At 65.5% G+C, this 15,270-nt stretch carries 14 protein-coding genes; 6 read left to right on the forward strand and 8 right to left on the reverse strand.

All coding sequences use genetic code 11. The features are described 5' to 3' along the window. The 4 genes from MTR65_RS14645 to MTR65_RS14660 all read right to left on the reverse strand — a co-directional run. A partial coding sequence (locus MTR65_RS14645; RefSeq protein ID WP_243801614.1) for a VirB4 family type IV secretion/conjugal transfer ATPase occupies nt 1-2,323 on the reverse strand: 2,323 nt, incomplete at its 3' end. 23 nt (nt 2,324-2,346) lie between these two features. Next, on the reverse strand, nt 2,347-2,628 hold the full coding sequence (locus tag MTR65_RS14650; protein WP_148628225.1) for a VirB3 family type IV secretion system protein: 282 nt from the start codon (nt 2,626-2,628) through the stop codon (nt 2,347-2,349). 6 nt (nt 2,629-2,634) lie between these two features. After that, nucleotides 2,635-2,988, reverse strand: coding sequence for a TrbC/VirB2 family protein (locus MTR65_RS14655; protein ID WP_413465088.1), 354 nt, complete (start codon nt 2,986-2,988; stop codon nt 2,635-2,637). Nucleotides 2,989-3,405: 417 nt separating this feature from the next. Continuing rightward, nucleotides 3,406-3,783, reverse strand: a complete 378-nt coding sequence (locus MTR65_RS14660) for a hypothetical protein (protein ID WP_226633194.1) — start codon at nt 3,781-3,783, stop codon at nt 3,406-3,408. Between the two features lie 322 nt (nt 3,784-4,105). Between MTR65_RS14660 and MTR65_RS14665 the strand changes: the two genes are divergently transcribed. The 4 genes from MTR65_RS14665 (at nt 4,106) to MTR65_RS14680 (ending at nt 10,029) form a co-directional block, all read left to right on the forward strand. Then, a complete protein-coding gene (locus tag MTR65_RS14665; protein WP_243801475.1) occupies nt 4,106-5,731 on the forward strand; it encodes a hypothetical protein in 1,626 nt (541 codons plus the stop codon). Nucleotides 5,732-5,822: 91 nt separating this feature from the next. Beyond that, nucleotides 5,823-8,510 (forward strand): TonB-dependent receptor domain-containing protein, encoded by a 2,688-nt coding sequence (locus MTR65_RS14670; RefSeq protein WP_243801477.1) that lies wholly within the window; start codon nt 5,823-5,825, stop codon nt 8,508-8,510. A 409-nt stretch (nt 8,511-8,919) separates the two neighbouring features. Continuing rightward, entirely contained in the window at nt 8,920-9,495 is a 576-nt protein-coding gene (locus tag MTR65_RS14675) for a TMEM165/GDT1 family protein (protein ID WP_243801617.1), read from the forward strand. 69 nt (nt 9,496-9,564) lie between these two features. Continuing rightward, nucleotides 9,565-10,029, forward strand: coding sequence for a pyridoxamine 5'-phosphate oxidase family protein (locus MTR65_RS14680; RefSeq protein ID WP_243801480.1), 465 nt, complete (start codon nt 9,565-9,567; stop codon nt 10,027-10,029). 32 nt (nt 10,030-10,061) lie between these two features. Here MTR65_RS14680 and MTR65_RS14685 read toward each other — a convergent pair whose 3' ends face one another. Continuing rightward, nucleotides 10,062-10,736 (reverse strand): response regulator transcription factor, encoded by a 675-nt coding sequence (locus MTR65_RS14685; RefSeq protein WP_243801482.1) that lies wholly within the window; start codon nt 10,734-10,736, stop codon nt 10,062-10,064. A 193-nt stretch (nt 10,737-10,929) separates the two neighbouring features. On the opposite strand from MTR65_RS14685, the gene MTR65_RS14690 reads away from it, so the two are divergent. Further along, nucleotides 10,930-11,853, forward strand: coding sequence for a UDP-2,3-diacylglucosamine diphosphatase (locus tag MTR65_RS14690; protein ID WP_243801484.1), 924 nt, complete (start codon nt 10,930-10,932; stop codon nt 11,851-11,853). Next, nucleotides 11,850-12,923, forward strand: coding sequence for a glycosyltransferase family 4 protein (locus MTR65_RS14695; protein WP_243801487.1), 1,074 nt, complete (start codon nt 11,850-11,852; stop codon nt 12,921-12,923). The genes MTR65_RS14690 and MTR65_RS14695 overlap by 4 nt, the downstream gene beginning before the upstream one ends. An 82-nt stretch (nt 12,924-13,005) precedes the next feature. Here MTR65_RS14695 and phoB read toward each other — a convergent pair whose 3' ends face one another. The 3 genes from phoB to pstB all read right to left on the reverse strand — a co-directional run bounded on the left by phoB (nt 13,006) and on the right by pstB (nt 15,268). Further along, nucleotides 13,006-13,692 carry a phosphate regulon transcriptional regulator PhoB gene (phoB, locus tag MTR65_RS14700; protein WP_039388183.1) on the reverse strand — a complete coding sequence of 229 codons (687 nt, stop codon included), beginning with the start codon at nt 13,690-13,692 and terminating at the stop codon, nt 13,006-13,008. 61 nt (nt 13,693-13,753) lie between these two features. Beyond that, nucleotides 13,754-14,449: a phosphate signaling complex protein PhoU gene (phoU, locus tag MTR65_RS14705; protein WP_039388184.1), complete on the reverse strand. Its 696-nt coding sequence runs from the start codon at nt 14,447-14,449 to the stop codon at nt 13,754-13,756. Nucleotides 14,450-14,506: 57 nt separating this feature from the next. Then, nucleotides 14,507-15,268, reverse strand: coding sequence for a phosphate ABC transporter ATP-binding protein PstB (gene pstB, locus MTR65_RS14710; protein ID WP_039388185.1), 762 nt, complete (start codon nt 15,266-15,268; stop codon nt 14,507-14,509). Nucleotides 15,269-15,270: the final 2 nt, after the last annotated feature.

A 15,270-nucleotide genomic window follows, 5' to 3' on the forward strand; every position in this document is an offset into this window, starting at 1 on the left:
GTTCGCGCAGCGCATCGAGCTTGCGCACGGTGCTCTCGCGGCCCGACAGGACCGTCAGCACCTCGGGACTGCCCGAGAGGTCGAGACGCACCACAACCGAGGCATCGCTCTGGCGGATGAGGAAGCAGCGCGAGTGCGCCGGGAGCGTGCGGATCACTTCGAGTTCGTGGAGCGACAGGCCAAAGCCCTCGCAGTAATCCTCGGGCCGCGCGCGCGAGTTGGGCATGAAGAGCATGGTCGCGGTCTGCTCGACCAGCGCGGTCGAAATGCGGCTGTCGAGCGCGTCGCGCGCCGACTGGGTGGCAAAACCGACCAGCGCGTTCCTCTTGCGCAGGGTCTTGAGCCAGTCGCGAATGCGCGCGGCGAAGACCTCATCATCGAGCGCCTTCCACCCCTCATCGATGAGGATCATGGTCGGCTCGCCGTCCAGACGCTCATCGATCCGGTGGAACAGGTACATCATCACCGGCGTGCGCAGACGCGGGCTTTCCAGAAGCGCGGTCATGTCGAAACCCAGGACACGGGTGTCGAGATCGAGCCGGTCCTCGGCGTTGTCGAAGAGCCAGCCGTGTTCGCCCCCTGCAATCCAGGCATCGAGACGCGAGGCGAGATCGCCCGGTTCGGGACGGCGGGCACCGGCCAGCAGCTCCCGGAAATGCGAGAGACGGCGCAGCGAGGCATCGTTGTGATAGGCCGCATCGACTGCGCTTGCGATGGTCGCCATCTCTTCGGCGCCCTTGGCCTCGAGCAGGACGCCCAGCCAATCGCGCAGGAATGCGCGGTTGGCGTCGGTATCGGGCAGCGCGAGCGGGTTGAAGCCGGTAGGGTGGCCCGCCGCGATGCGGCTGTAGGTGCCGCCGATACCGCGCAGGAAAACCTCGGCGCCGCGGTCCTTGTCGAAGAGGATCGTGCGGGGCGCGAACTTCTGCGCCTGCGCGGCCAGGAAGTTCATGACCACCGACTTGCCCGAACCCGACGGTCCGATGACAGTGAAGTTACCAAGATCGCCCTGGTGGAAGTTGAAGAAGAACGGGGTCGAACTGGTGGTCGCCAGCAGCGTCACCGCCTCGCCCCAGTGGTTGCCGCTCGCCTGACCCAGCGAAAAGCCGTGGAGCGAGCCGAAACAGGCCATGTTCGCGCTGGAGATGAGCGCACGGCGCACGAGGAACTCTTCGTTTCCGGGGAACTGCCCCCAGAAAGCAGGCTCCAGATTCGCATCCTCGCGTACCGCAACCGCGCCCGCATCGGCGAGCGAAGCGGCGCAGGCCGCGCTCAAGGTATCGAGTTCGTCGAGCGTGTCGGCGCGGACCAGCACCGAGAGGTGATGGTCGCCGAAGCCGACCGCGCCAGTGCCCAGCGCGTCGCGCGCGGAGACCATCTCGGACCGCTCGGCCATGGCCTCTTCGTCGGCCGAACGCAGGCGTCGAATGGCAAGATCGATGCGCTCGCGCGCGATCTGGCGATCACAGGGCGCATAGGTTTCGGTCAGCACCATCTCGGCGGGCAGGCGCAGCAGCGCATCGGTCAGCCCGGGCGACGTCGCATCGGGGTATTCCTTCAGGCTGACCATGGCGCCAAAGGCAGGCCGCCCATCGGCCCCGCGCAGTTCCAGCGCGTCGAGGCCGAAGTTGATGCGGCGATAGGGCAGCATGTGGCCGATGTCGGTGCCCGCAGCCGGACGGCGCACAGGCCGCATCTCGCCGTTGTAGAGCGCGCTCAGCAGTTCAAGGACTTCCGAACAGGTGCCCGTCGTGCCTTCGTAATCGCCCAGAAGCCGCGCGCCGTAAGCGCCAAGCGAAGCCACCATGGCCGCGGCGGCCGCGCGCAGCGCGCGCACATCGGCCGGGTCGATCCCGGTGCCATCCTCGCCCTTGCTGCCACGCAAGCTACGCGAAAGACGATCGGCCCAGCCCGCCTTGCCGCGCGCGGGACGGCGCACCAGGGTAATGAACTGGTCGTTGACGAACAGATCGCCCGAGCGCGTCCGCTCACGCCAGCGCGCGTCGATATGCGCGGCGAGCGGGTCCTCGAAATGGCCGTCGAGTTCGACTTCGACGCGGCGGCGGATGACGTGGTGATAGAGCACGAAGCGCGCATCGAGCGAGGAGCGCAGCAGCACCTCGCGCGTCGCCACGTGGGCGTTGAGCTCATCGGTGTCGGCGGTCTCGAAAGCCAGCCCCGGCACCATCAGCGCCAGCGCCAGCGATCCATCGCGCAGGCGCACCACGCTTTCATCGACAAGCTGCGCATAGGGCAGACGGTCCCCCGCCACCGCTTCCTTGGCGGCCCAGCCCGTCAGCACGTCCTTGAAGCGACGACCCATTGTCATTCCCCCGCGAGCGCCCCTCAGGGCGCGTAACTGTTGCAGCCCCAGCGCTTCCAGTTGCGCACGCGGGGACACTTGCTGACTTTCTTGAGCCAGAGATCGAAGACCCGCGGTTCACGCAGGCAGGCGAGGTAGCCGATCGCGTGCATCACCGCGAAGGCGAGCAGCGCCGCGAAGTTCTTGGTGAGCAGGAAGACCTCGGTCGTCACCATCCCGTTGATGATGAAGTAGCTGAAGGTCACTCCGGCGAACATCTGCGGCCGGGTCAGCGCCCTGTGAACCGGGAAGCGGGCCAGCGCCATCGCGGCTCAGCCTGCGACCTGCTGGATGCCCGATACGATCGCGCCCGCACCGAACAGCACGAAGACGCCGATGATGACCGTCGCGCCAAAGCGCCAGTTCATGCGGCCCGTCAGCATGCCGAAGCCCACCGCGGCCACTGCCATGACGGCCACTGCCGTGGCGACATTGCCAAGCAGGGTACCCTGCAGCCAGGTGAGCGCGTTGACGATGGGGCCCGAACCGGCAGGGTCCTGCTGACCGGCCACCTGCGCGAAAGCGCGCACGGGGCTGAGAAGCATCGTTGCAAGGGCCAGGAGCCCCGAAAAAACCTTGGAAAGCGATCGCCGTGAAACGCAAACGAACGTCATAACTCGAATCATCCTGCCCTGTGTCTGGGGGCGGATTGCGCGAATCTTGTGACAAGCTTGTGACGATCACACGGCGAAGACGTCATTCTCCCATCTCCCCTGCGCCAGAGCGCCCACGGGGCCCGGCTGGCGACGCAGGCGCTGACGAAGCAGGAGCCCATTCTAGATGGTGCCGGCGCGACCCGAAAGGCGACCATCCGAGGTAGGGCATCGGGGGTAGGAGCAGGGCCAGAAGGGATGAGGCGCCCAGCCGCGGCCACATCGGTGAGCCGCGTGCAAGGCAATCGCAGGCACGTGCGAGCAGACCTGCCGGGGGCAGGAAGAGGACAGAGACAAGGGCCCGCCGAGACAGGGGCCCACCCAAGGCTCAAAGACTCGCGCGCGCGAGTCGGGCGGTGGGCCCAGTACTCGAAAAAGGGAGGCGAAACCTCAGAGCATGGCGAGCGTGCGCTGCGCGTCGAGCCCTTCACGCTTGGCGGTCCGCGCAATGTAGCGCGAATCGATCCACTTGCCGCTGCCGGTTTCGAGGTCGTAGCGCTCATCGCTGACAATGGCGGCATCGTAGGCCTTGCGCGCGTCGTGGACGCGGCCAAGGCGGGTATAGGCCGCCCCCAGGTTGATCAGGAGCGCAGGGTCCTCCCCGCGCACCTCGCGCGCGGCCAGCAGCTTGGCGAGCGCCGCCTGGTCCTGCCCGGCCACGAGTTCGGCGTAGGCCACGTCCTGCGATTCGGCGCGCGGCAGTTCGACCGTGAGCGAAAGGGCGGACTGGCCAGCAAGGAGAGCCAGAGCTGCGGCGGTCAAGGACATGTGTTTTTCTCCCTCGAGTTCATCAATGCGGCCGATTGTGCGCGAAAAGCCACAGCCCTCAAGCAAAATGACAGGAGTGTCATAAAACTGCAATCTTGATGCGAACCCCGCAGAAATACGTGAGTCGTTGCGAACGGTTCTTCGTCCCCGCACGCCTTGACACACGACCGTCACATCCCGGTCAGAAAAGTCCATATTTCTGTCATGGCAACGCCAACAAATTGTCACCCCCCACCCCTAGGACGCCGCCAACGATGGCGGGCCCGCCGCGATCGTCGAATTTGATCCACTCGATCGAAACCGATCCAACGGGGGAATACACGTGAAGAAATTCTCTGGCCTGATGCTCCTGGGCTGCAGCGCTCTCGCACTTGCGGGCTGCGGGGCCGATGACATTGCCTCGCCCGGCGCCGGAAGCGTCGTGGTCAACAACGGTGGCGGCACCACGCCGACGCCCACGCCCACGCCGACCACCGGCGTGATCGAAGCGGCCGCGGAATGCCCGACCTTCAACGCGACGGGCGGCCTGTCGAACGACGGCACCATCGAGGACCCCAACGGCAATTCCTGGCGCATCTGCACCCTGCCCGCACTGGTCGATGCCAGCTCCAGCCTGCCCAACGAGACGGGCGTTCTCTATCGCATCAACGGCCGCGTGGACGTGGGCTGCGACGGCGGCTTCTCGGTCCCGTCCTCGGGCTCGCCCTACACCACCACCACCGCCTCGTGCCTCAACGCCGGCATCTCGAGCCTGACCTCGGACACCGCAGTTGAGCTGACCATCGATCCGGGCGTCATCGTCTACGCCGAGAACGCCGCCGATCCCGCCTGGCTTGCCGTCAACCGCGGCAACACGATCCAGGCCAACGGCACCGCCTCCTCGCCGATCGTGTTCACCAGCCGCCAGAACGTCGTCGGCTCGGCCACCGACAGCTCGGATCGCCAGTGGGGCGGCATCGTGCTGCTCGGCCGCGGCATCATCACCGACTGCACCGCGGGCGGCAGCGTCGCCACCGACGATTGCCAGCGCGAGACCGAAGGCGCCGCGACGCCGGCCACCTTCGGCGGCCGCGACAACGGCTACAGCGCCGGTTCGCTGCAGTACGTGCAGATCCGTTACTCGGGCTACAACCTGGCGCCCGACGCCGAGCTCCAGTCGCTCACCGGCGGCGGCCTGGGCACGGGCACCACGCTCGACTACATCCAGACCGTCAACAGCTCGGACGACGGCTCGGAGTTCTTCGGCGGCGCGGTCAACATGAAGCACTACATCGCGGTCAACGCCGACGATGACAGCCTCGACACCGACACCGGCCTCAAGGGCAACTTCCAGTACCTGCTGCTGCTCCAGCGTGCAGGTGCGGGCGATGCCTTCTTCGAGATCGACTCGAACAACAACATCAACTCCGATCCGGCCGACCGCCAGCAGTCGACCTTCGCCAACTTCACCGCGATCCAGTCGGGCAACCGTCCGGACAACTCGGACGAAGCCAGCATCCTGGTGCGCGGCGACTCGGACATCAACTTCGTCAACGGCATCATCAACACGCCGAGCAACGAGTGCATCCGCGTCGATGGCCGTACCGCCACCGGTTCGGCGACCTTCACCGCCAACTCGGTCGTCATGACCTGCGGTGACACCGGTCCGTTCCTGAGCACGGGCAGCCAGTACTCGGGCACGAACACCGCTGAAGACATGTTCAACGCGGGCACCAACAACAACGCCTCGATCACCTCGACGCTGACCAGCACCTTCGTCAACGGCTCGAACGAGAGCGGTGTCGTGGCCTACGCCAACATCACCGACTTCTCGAGCTTCTTCGACGTGGTCGACTACATCGGTGCCGTGCGCGATGCCAACGACACCTGGTTCCGCGGCTGGACCTGCGACAACGCCACCGCCGATTTCGGCACCGGCAGCCTGTGCACCGGTCTTCCGGTCGCCTGAACGATCGCCCGTTGAACGGGGAAAGGGGCGGTCTGTCGGGCCGCCCCTTTCGCTGATCCGAATTTATGTGTTTCTGAGGGGGAACCTTCCCATGACCAAGTCGCGGCTCGTCCCGCTCCTGCTTCTCTCCACGGTGATGACGCCGGGTATCGCGCAAGCGCAGGACAGCACTACCACGCCCGAAACCCTTGCCGCTCCCGCCGAGACGGCGCAGGACGAAACCGAAGTCGAAGGCCCCGACGTTTCGATCCCGGGCGGTGCGATCATCGTGACCGGTCGGCGCATCGTCAACGTCGAGCGCTCCGCGACCGAGGTCCTCTCGGTTCTCTCCAGCGAAGATATCGCGCGCACTGGCGAAGGCGACATTGCGGGCGCCCTGGGCCACGTCACCGGCCTTTCGGTCGTGGGCAACGGCTATGTCTACGTGCGAGGCCTGGGCGATCGCTACTCGCTCGCGCTGCTCAACGGCTCCCCCCTTCCCAGCCCTGAACCGCTCAAGCGCGTCGTTCCCCTCGACCTCTTCCCGACCAGCGTCGTGGCCTCCTCGATGGTGCAGAAGAGCTACTCGGTGAACTTCCCGGGCGAATTCGGTGGCGGTGTGATCAACCTGACCACCCAGGCCGTGCCCGAGGAAAGCTTCCTCAAGATCGGCGGCGGCATTGGCTGGGACAGCGAGACCACCAACAAGCTGAGCTATTCCTACTACGGCTCCAAGACCGACTGGACGGGCTATGACAACGGCCTGCGCCGCGTGCCCCATGACATGCAGGCGCTGTTCGACAGCAACCAGGCGCTCAACCCCAACAGCGAGCTGGCCGACGACATCGGCTCGATCCTGTTCACGCCGCGCAACTCGGTGATCCAGACCATCGAGAACACGCAGCCCAACTTCAGCGCCGATCTTTCGGCGGGCACCTCCTTCGACCTTGGCGGCGCGACGCTCGGCGTGATCGCAACCGCGGGCTATTCGAACACCACGCAGACCCGCCAGGCGCTGCGCCAGTCGACCCAGCTCCTCTCGGGCGCTTACGAGGACCGCGATCAGGACGGCACCACTGTCCAGAGCGACAACCGCATCATCGTCAACGGCCTTCTTGGCCTGGGCCTTGAATGGGGTGAAAACTCGATCCGCTGGACCAACGTCTATATCCACGACACCGACAAGTACGCGGCCCTCGCCTCCTTCAAGCAGCCCCAGCAGAACGATGACTGGGACTTCATGGAGCAGAGCACGGGCTGGTACGAACGCCAGCTGATCGACAGCCAGTTCACCGGCGAGTTCAAGCCCACCGACGACACCACGATCGATCTGCGCGCCGGATACGCGAACTCCAAGCGCCTCGCTCCCTACGAAATCGTCTCGCGCTACATCCGCCGCAACACCGGCGATGGCAGCGTGGGGGACCTGTTCACCAACGCGCTGGGCAGCGGCACCGGATCGGCGCCGACTTCGATCTCCTTCTCGCGCCTCAACGAAGATGTCTGGTCGGCGGGCGCCGACGTCAGCCACCGCTTCTCGACCAACTGGTCGGGCACGGTGGGATATGCCTACCAGATCAACTCGCGCGAGAGCCGCCAGCGCCAGTTCCTGGTCATTGCCAACGGCGATTCCGAACTGATCGAAGCGCTGGGCACCGCGCGCCTCGACGTGCTGCTCCAGACCGGCATGTGGTACCTTGATCGCACCGGGCTCGACTACGACCTGCAGCTGCAGGACCCGACCGCGCCTTACGCCAACTACCGCGCACGTCTGCTCAACCACGCCTTCTATGCCAAGGTCGATGGCACGCTGGCCTATGGCCTCACCCTCGATGCGGGTGTGCGCTGGGAGTGGGCCAAGGAGCAGTCGCTGCTGGTCCCGGTCGAAGGCGTGGCCGAAAGCGGTGTGACGCTGAAGAACGAGTACTTCCTGCCGGCCGCCACGCTGACCTACGAGATCGATCCCGAGATGCAGATCCGCATCAACGGCTCGAAGACCATCGCGCGGCCCCAGTTCCGCGAGCTGATCTTCCAGAACTTCTTCGATCCGGAAACCAACCGCACCTATCAGGGCAACCCGCAGCTCATCGACAGCCAGCTCTACAACGCCGAAGCCCGCTGGGAGTGGTACTTCAACCGCGACGAGCATGTCTCGCTGGGTGGCTTCTACAAGCACATCAAGAACCCGATCGAGAGCTACCTGCTCTACTCGAACGGCTACTTCACCCGCTATGCCAACGCGCCAAGCGCCGATCTTTACGGTGCGGAAGTCGAACTGCAGAAGTACTTCGACCTCTACAACCTGGGTTCGTTCTTCGAGACCCGCCGCATCGCCGTCAACGCGAACTACACCTACACCAAGTCGCAGCTCAACGTGACCGCCGATGACGTCACCAACGTCAACGGCTTCCTCTCGGCGGCGACCAACTACTTCGTCGACGGCGCGCCGCTGACCGGCCAGTCCGAGCACATCGCCAACTTGCAGTTCGGCCTGGAAGACACCGACAGCCTCTCGCAGCAGACGATCATGCTCAACTACGCCTCCAAGCGCGTCACCAGCCGCGGCGTCAACGGCACCATCCGTCAGCCCGACATCTTCGAGCACCCCGGCTTCACCATCGACGTGATCGTGCGCCAGGGCATCATGATCGGGGCGAGCGAACTGGAACTGAAGTTCGAGGGCCGCAACCTCACCGGACGCGCCCACAAGGAGTACCAGAGCTTCGAAGACGGCGACGTCCAGTTCAACACCTACGACCTGGGCCGGGTGTTCAAGGCATCCGCCTCGATCAAGTTCTGACCTTACCGTTTCTTGCGAACACGCCGGGAAGCCCCCTTCCCCCGCGTGACCTCACAGCCCGGCCGCAGCGATGCGGCCGGGCCTTTTTTTGGCTTACCGCCCATCGAACATCGCCTCCACGCCCGTCTTGCACCGCGCCGATCACGCAGCTAGGAGGCGGGCTCGTCACACGGGGAGTAGCCGCCTGCCCTCCCGCCCCTGCTTCCCGGCAAGGGTTCCGGCAGGCCCTGTCGTCAACATACTTGGCCGAGAGGCCATGGCGCACAGGAGATCGCGCAGAATGGTTCAAGGGCCTTCCTATCGCGCTTCGGGCAAGACCAGAGACGCCGGACGCCATCGCCTGGCCGGGCGGGGGCCGATGGCCTCTTTGCGTTCACTGCCCGCCCGGCCCGGATAGAAATTCGATATGATGGAAGCCTTTCTCACCTCGAGCGCGGTTGTTGCTCTCGCCGAAGTCGGCGACAAGACGCAGCTCCTCGCGATCGTGCTCGCCACTCGCTTCAAGAAGCCCTGGCCGATCGTCGCGGGCATTCTTGTCGCCACGCTTGCCAACCACTTCCTCGCCGCGCTCGTGGGCGAACAGGCCGCGGCGTTCCTGGATGGCCTGTGGTTCCGCTATCTCGTGGCGGCCAGCTTCATCGTCATGGGCCTGTGGACGCTGATCCCGGACACGTTCGACGAGGACGATGAGCCCAGGCCGGGCCGCTTCGGGCCGTTCCTCGCCACGACCATCGCCTTCTTCCTCGTCGAGATGGGCGACAAGACCCAGATCGCGACCGTGGCGCTCGCCGCCCGCTTCGAGAGCGTGGTGCCGGTCATGCTGGGCACGACGCTGGGCATGATGATTGCCAATGCGCCGGCCGTATTCCTCGGCAACGCGCTCATCGAACGCGTCCCCATGCGCGTGGTCCACTTGATTGCAGCGCTGCTGTTCGTAGCAATCGGCCTGTGGCTGCTCGTCCAGACTGCGGGCTGGCTCGGCTGATCTCCTTGTCGGAACGCATGGCGTCTTCCTCGCGTTGAGGTTTCAAACACCAACACGAGGAGATACGCCATGGACGACAAGGTTCAGCACACCTTCTGGAAGGCCTTCGCCGACAGCCCCTTCATCATGATGAAGCTGTCCGATGCGCCTGGCCACGCCGAGCCGATGACGGCGATGCTCGACAAGGATGCGACCCATTCGATCTGGTTCTTCGCGCGCCGCTCCAACCGCATCGCGGGCGGCGGCAAGGCAATGGGCCAGGTCATGACCAAGGGCCACGACGTCTTCGCCTGTCTATCGGGCACCCTCACCGAAGATACCAGCGTCACGCGCCGGGGCGACCTCTGGAACAACGCGGTCGAGGCCTGGTTTCCCGAAGGCAAGGACGATCCCGATGTGATCATGCTGCGCTTCGACATTGCAGATGGCGAAGTATGGACCGCCGACATGGGCCTGAAGCAGGTCTACAAGCTCATCACCGGCAAGCCGATCCACGCCGAGAACGTGGGCGAGCACGCGCTGGGCGCGGTCTGACAGTCTGAAATGCGCGTGACGACGCGGCCCGCTCAGGCCGCGTCGAACACGTAACCGAGCGAGCGCACGGTGCGCAGCGGATTGCCCGCCCCCACGCCCTTGAGGGCACGGCGCAGGCGGCCGATCCACACGTCCACGGTGCGCTCGTCGACCGGCGGCTCCTGTTTGCCCAGCGCCGCGATCAGCTGCGCGCGTGTAAAGACCCGCCCCGGATGCTCGATGAAGTAGCGCAGGAGACGCAGTTCGTTGGGCATGAGCGAAATGGGCTTGCCCTGCCAGCGCGCCTGGAAGGCCGCGACATCGACGGTCAGGTCACCCTGGGCCACGGTGCGGATGCCGGTGGCATCATGTTCACTGACATTGGCCCCCAGCACGCGGTCGAGCAGTGCGTTGCGCACGAGCGGACCGACTATGTAGTCATCCGCCCCCATGCGCAGCGCGCGCTTGCGGTCCTCGACATTGTCTTCTTCGAGCACCATCGTCACATGCGCATGCGCGGTCAGCGCATCGGCGCGCAGACGGCGGCAGAGCTCCAGACCCGACATTTCGGGGAGCACCCAGTCCACGAAGACCCACAAGGCGCCCTCGATCAGCGGCAGTTCGCAATAGTCTGTCCAGCGGTGCAGCACCACGTCGAAGTCGTCGTGGCGAAACGGCGCGTAGCCGCCCGAGAGTTCGCTGGCCAACAGGATATCAATACGCCGCATTGGCCCCTTTTCCCCTAAGGTTCCGCGGCTACTTGCAGGCGAAGTGTGACGGACAGGTGACAATTCGGCGACGTCCGCGTGAATTTGGCACACAGGTACAGATTGTCACACAAGTGCCGCCCAACCGTCACGCCCACGCAACGGCGTCATGGCAGTTCACAGGGACACGCTGGAGCAACCGGGGAGGCCACGCATGGCCAAGGACGTGGACGCACTTTTCGAGATGGCAGGCAAGATTCCCGAGTGGCTCGACCTGCCCGACCCCAAGGGCTTTCGCCCCAAGCGCAAGTATGAAACCATCTGGATTTCCGACGTGCACCTGGGCACACGCGGCTGCAATGCCGACATGCTCGTCGACTTCCTGCGCTCGGTCGAGTGCCGCACGCTTTACCTCGTGGGCGACATCGTCGATGGCTGGCGCCTGCGCAAGAACTGGTACTGGCCCGACGCCCACAACGAAGTGATCCGCCGCATCCTCAAGATGGCGCACCGCGGAACCCGCGTGGTCTTCATCGCGGGCAACCACGACGAGATGCTGCGCGACTACGCCGGGCTCACCTTCGGCGGGGTCGAACTGGTCATGGAAGCGATCCACGAAACCCGGGACGGCCGGCGCCTCCTCGTCACCCATGGCGATGCCTATGACGGCGTCGTCCTCTACCACAAGTGGCTCGCCTACCTTGGCGACCAGGCCTACGGGCTGCTGCTGCGCGCGAACATCGTCTTCAACGCGGTGCGCCGCCGTCTCAAGATGCCCTACTGGTCGCTCTCGGCCTATATGAAGAAGCGCGTGAAGAACGCGGTGGCCTATATCTCCTCGTTCGAGGAAGCGGTTGCCTCCGAAGCCACCCAGCGGGGCTTCGACGGGGTCGTCTGCGGCCATATCCACTGCGCCGAGATCCGCGAATTCGGCGGCATCACCTACTACAACGACGGCGACTGGGTGGAGAGCTGCACCGCGCTGGTCGAGGACTTCACAGGCGCGATCTCGATCGTCGACTGGGTCGCCGAGACGGGCGGGCGCACAGCGCCTGCCGCCGCACCGGAGCATACCCCCCAAGGTGCCGATCATCCCGCCCCTCTGCCCGCCCCTGCGGCAACTGGAGCCCTCGCATGAGACTGGCGCTTGCAACCGATGCCTGGCTGCCGCAGGTCAATGGCGTCGTCCGCTCCCTTCGCGCAACGCTCGAGGAACTGACAGCCCGCGGCCACAGTGTCGAGACGGTCACCCCCGACAAGTTCCTCACCGTTCCCATGCCTGGCTATGCCGAAATCCGGCTGGCGATGGCTCCGCGCTTCGGCGTGCGGCGCATGCTCGATGCCGCCCAGCCGCAGCTCGTCCACATCGCCACCGAAGGCCCCATCGGCTGGGCGGCGCGCGGCTGGTGCCTCTCACGCGGGGTGCCCTTCACCAGCGCCTTCCACACCCGCTTCCCCGAGTACGCCGCCGTGCGCACCGGAATCAGTGCCGAGCGGTTCTGGCCGATCATGCAGCGCTTCCACGCGCCCTCGAGCGGGGTCCTTGTCTCGACCCGCAGCTTCGCGCGCGAACTGGCGGGACGCGGGATCGCCAACACCATGCCCTGGAGCCGGGGTATCGACCATGACCTGTTCCGCCCGGAAGGACCGCGCCATCCCTTGATGGCCAAGCTGCCGGGCCCGATCCTTCTCAACGTCGGACGCGTCGCACCTGAGAAGAACCTGGAAGCCTTCCTCGACGCCGACATTCCGGGCAGCAAGGTCGTCGTCGGCGATGGCCCGGCGCTCGAAAGCCTCAAGCGCCGCTATCCCGAGGCCCATTTCCTCGGCCCCATGCGCGGGGAGGAATTGGCGAGCGCCTACCGCGCGGCCGATTGTTTCGTCTTCCCCAGCCGCACCGACACCTTCGGCCTCGTCGTGATCGAGGCGCTGGCCTGCGGTGTGCCCGTGGCGGGTTATCCGGTAACCGGCCCGATCGATATCCTGGGCGAAGACGGGTGCGGCGTGGATCTTCCGGTCGTCTGCCCGGCAGGCGTGCTCGACACCGATCTTTCCCGCGCCATCGAGGGCGCACTGGCCATCCCGCGCGAGGATGCCGCGACAATGGGCAGCCTCTACTCCTGGGAGCGTGCGACGGACCAGTTCCTGACCGCCATCACCCGCGCCGTCGAAGCGGCCCAGGATGGGCGCGCGCACGAAGCGGCCTGAGAAGCGGCCTTCATTTTCCGCCCCTGATTTACACTTTGCCTGAAATGAAAACGCCGGGAGCCTTTCGGCCCCCGGCGGATATTCAGTTGACGTCCATCGCGTAACCCGCCGCACGGACCGTGCGGATGGGATCGGCCTCACCATCACGGTTGATCGCCTTGCGCAGGCGCCGGATGTGGACGTCCACGGTGCGCTCGTCGATGTCGGAGTCCATGCCCCACACCCCGTCTAGGATCTGCTGGCGCGAGACCACGCGGTTCGGGCGCTCCATGAAGTAGCGCAAGAGGCGAAATTCGGTGGGGCCCAGGTGCAGCGGCTCACCGCCGCGACGTACCCGGTGGCTTGTCGCATCAAGCTCGATATCGCCCCACTGCAGGACATTGCCCGCAAGGCTGGGGCGCGAGCGGCGAAGCAGCGCCTCGATCCGGGCCATCAGCTCGCGCGGGGAAAAGGGCTTGGTCATGTAGTCGTCGGCGCCCGTCTTGAGGCCGCGGATCATGTCCTCCTCCTCGCCGCGCGCGGTGACCATGATGACGGGGATCTGCGCGGTTTCCTGGCTCTTGCGCAGCTGGCGGCAGACCTCGATGCCCGGAATCTGCTCGATCATCCAGTCGAGCACGATGGCATCGGGCGCCTGTTCGCGCACCATGACGAGAGCTTCCTCGCCATCGCCCGTGCTGCGCACGTCATAGCCTTCGGCAGAGAGGTTCCAGGTGAGCAGTTCGCACAAGGCGACATCGTCTTCGACAACAAGGACCGAGGGGTTCATCGGATCTTCCCTAGCTGGGGGAGGCACCTGCCCGGCGCCCCCCGGATCAGGTTCACAAGGTTCAGGCGAAGCCGCCGGTATCGTCGGTCTGGCTGTCGCGCTCGGTGCAGTATTCACCCGTTGCGGCGTAGTAGACCATCTCGGCGACGTTGGTCGCGTGGTCGCCGATGCGTTCGAGGTTGCGCGCGATGAACAGCATCTGCGCGGCCACGGTGATGGTGGAGGGGTTCTCCATCATGTGCGTGAGCAGCGAACGGAACAGCGTGTTGTAGAAGTGGTCGAGCTTGGCGTCGCGGCGGATGACCTCCACGGCCAGCTGCGCATCGCGCGAGCCATAGGCGTTGAGGACGTCGCGCACCATGCCTTCAGCGATCTCGGCCATGGTCGGGACCAGGGTCACGGGATCGATGTTGGCCGCGCGGTCAAGCGCGTCGATGCGCTTGGCGATGTTCTTGGCATAGTCACCGATACGCTCGATCACGCCCGAGATCTTGAGCGCGGCGATGACGTCGCGAAGGTCGTCGGCCATCGGCGCGCGAAGGGCAATGGTGCGCACGGCAAGCCGGTCCACCTCGGCCTCGAGCGCGTCGAGCTTGGCGTCATTGGCGACAACCTCGCGGGCGAGCTCGTCGTCGTGCTGGGTCAGCGCCTTGATCGCATCGCGAATGGCCACTTCGGCAAGCCCGCCCATTTCGGCGACGAGGCCGCGCAGCTGACCGATCTCGGAATCGAAGGCCTTGACGGTATGATCAACCATACGAATGTCCCTGTTGGCCCGCGCCCCTTTTGCAGGGGTCTAGCGGGACTGAAGCTATCAGCCGTAGCGGCCGGTAATGTAGTCCTTGGTGCGATCCTCACGCGGGGTCGTGAAGATCTCGCTCGTCTCGCCGTATTCGACCAGGTGCCCCAGGTGGAAGAAGGCGGTGCGCTGCGACACGCGCGCGGCCTGCTGCATCGAGTGGGTCACGATGACGATGGCGTAGGTGTCCTTGAGCTCGTCGATCAGCTCCTCGATGCGCGCGGTCGCGATCGGGTCGAGCGCGGAGCACGGCTCGTCCATGAGGATGACCTCGGGACTGACCGCGATGGCGCGCGCGATGCACAGACGCTGCTGCTGGCCGCCCGAAAGCGCGGTCCCCGCGTCCGAGAGGCGGTCCTTCACCTCGTCCCACAGGCCCGCCTTGGTGAGCGAGCGCTCGACGATCTCGTCCATCTGCGCCTTGCCCTGGGCAAGCCCGTGGATACGCGGCCCGTAGGCGATGTTCTCGTAGATCGACTTGGGGAACGGGTTGGGCTTCTGGAACACCATGCCCACGCGCGCGCGCAGGGCAACCGGGTCCATCGAGGCCGCGTAGATATCCTCGCCATCGAGCAGGATCTCGCCCGTCACCTTCGCGCCCGCGATGGTGTCGTTCATGCGGTTGAGCGAGCGCAGGAACGTGGACTTGCCGCAGCCCGAGGGGCCGATGAAGGCAGTGACGATGCCGTTGTCGATGTCGATCGAGACGTTGTCGATCGCCTTTTTCTCGCCGTAGAAGACGTCGACGTTGCGGGCAATAAGCTTGGGTTCGGTCATAA

Origin of the sequence: Novosphingobium mangrovi, assembly GCF_022818885.1 — a bacterium.
GTDB classification, from domain to species: Bacteria; Pseudomonadota; Alphaproteobacteria; order Sphingomonadales; family Sphingomonadaceae; genus Novosphingobium; species Novosphingobium mangrovi.

Bases quoted from the DNA above. Each gene is read 5' to 3' on its own strand.
- MTR65_RS14650 (WP_148628225.1), bottom strand. From the start codon at position 2,628: ATGGCGCTGGCCCGCTTCCCGGTTCACAGGGCGCTGACCCGGCCGCAG.
- MTR65_RS14655 (WP_413465088.1), bottom strand. From the start codon at position 2,988: ATGATTCGAGTTATGACGTTCGTTTGCGTTTCACGGCGATCGCTTTCC.
- MTR65_RS14660 (WP_226633194.1), bottom strand. From the start codon at position 3,783: ATGTCCTTGACCGCCGCAGCTCTGGCTCTCCTTGCTGGCCAGTCCGCC.
- MTR65_RS14670 (WP_243801477.1), top strand. From the start codon at position 5,823: ATGACCAAGTCGCGGCTCGTCCCGCTCCTGCTTCTCTCCACGGTGATG.
- MTR65_RS14675 (WP_243801617.1), top strand. From the start codon at position 8,920: ATGGAAGCCTTTCTCACCTCGAGCGCGGTTGTTGCTCTCGCCGAAGTC.
- MTR65_RS14680 (WP_243801480.1), top strand. From the start codon at position 9,565: ATGGACGACAAGGTTCAGCACACCTTCTGGAAGGCCTTCGCCGACAGC.
- MTR65_RS14685 (WP_243801482.1), bottom strand. From the start codon at position 10,736: ATGCGGCGTATTGATATCCTGTTGGCCAGCGAACTCTCGGGCGGCTAC.
- MTR65_RS14690 (WP_243801484.1), top strand. From the start codon at position 10,930: ATGGCCAAGGACGTGGACGCACTTTTCGAGATGGCAGGCAAGATTCCC.
- MTR65_RS14695 (WP_243801487.1), top strand. From the start codon at position 11,850: ATGAGACTGGCGCTTGCAACCGATGCCTGGCTGCCGCAGGTCAATGGC.
- phoB (WP_039388183.1), bottom strand. From the start codon at position 13,692: ATGAACCCCTCGGTCCTTGTTGTCGAAGACGATGTCGCCTTGTGCGAA.
- phoU (WP_039388184.1), bottom strand. From the start codon at position 14,449: ATGGTTGATCATACCGTCAAGGCCTTCGATTCCGAGATCGGTCAGCTG.
- pstB (WP_039388185.1), bottom strand. From the start codon at position 15,268: ATGACCGAACCCAAGCTTATTGCCCGCAACGTCGACGTCTTCTACGGC.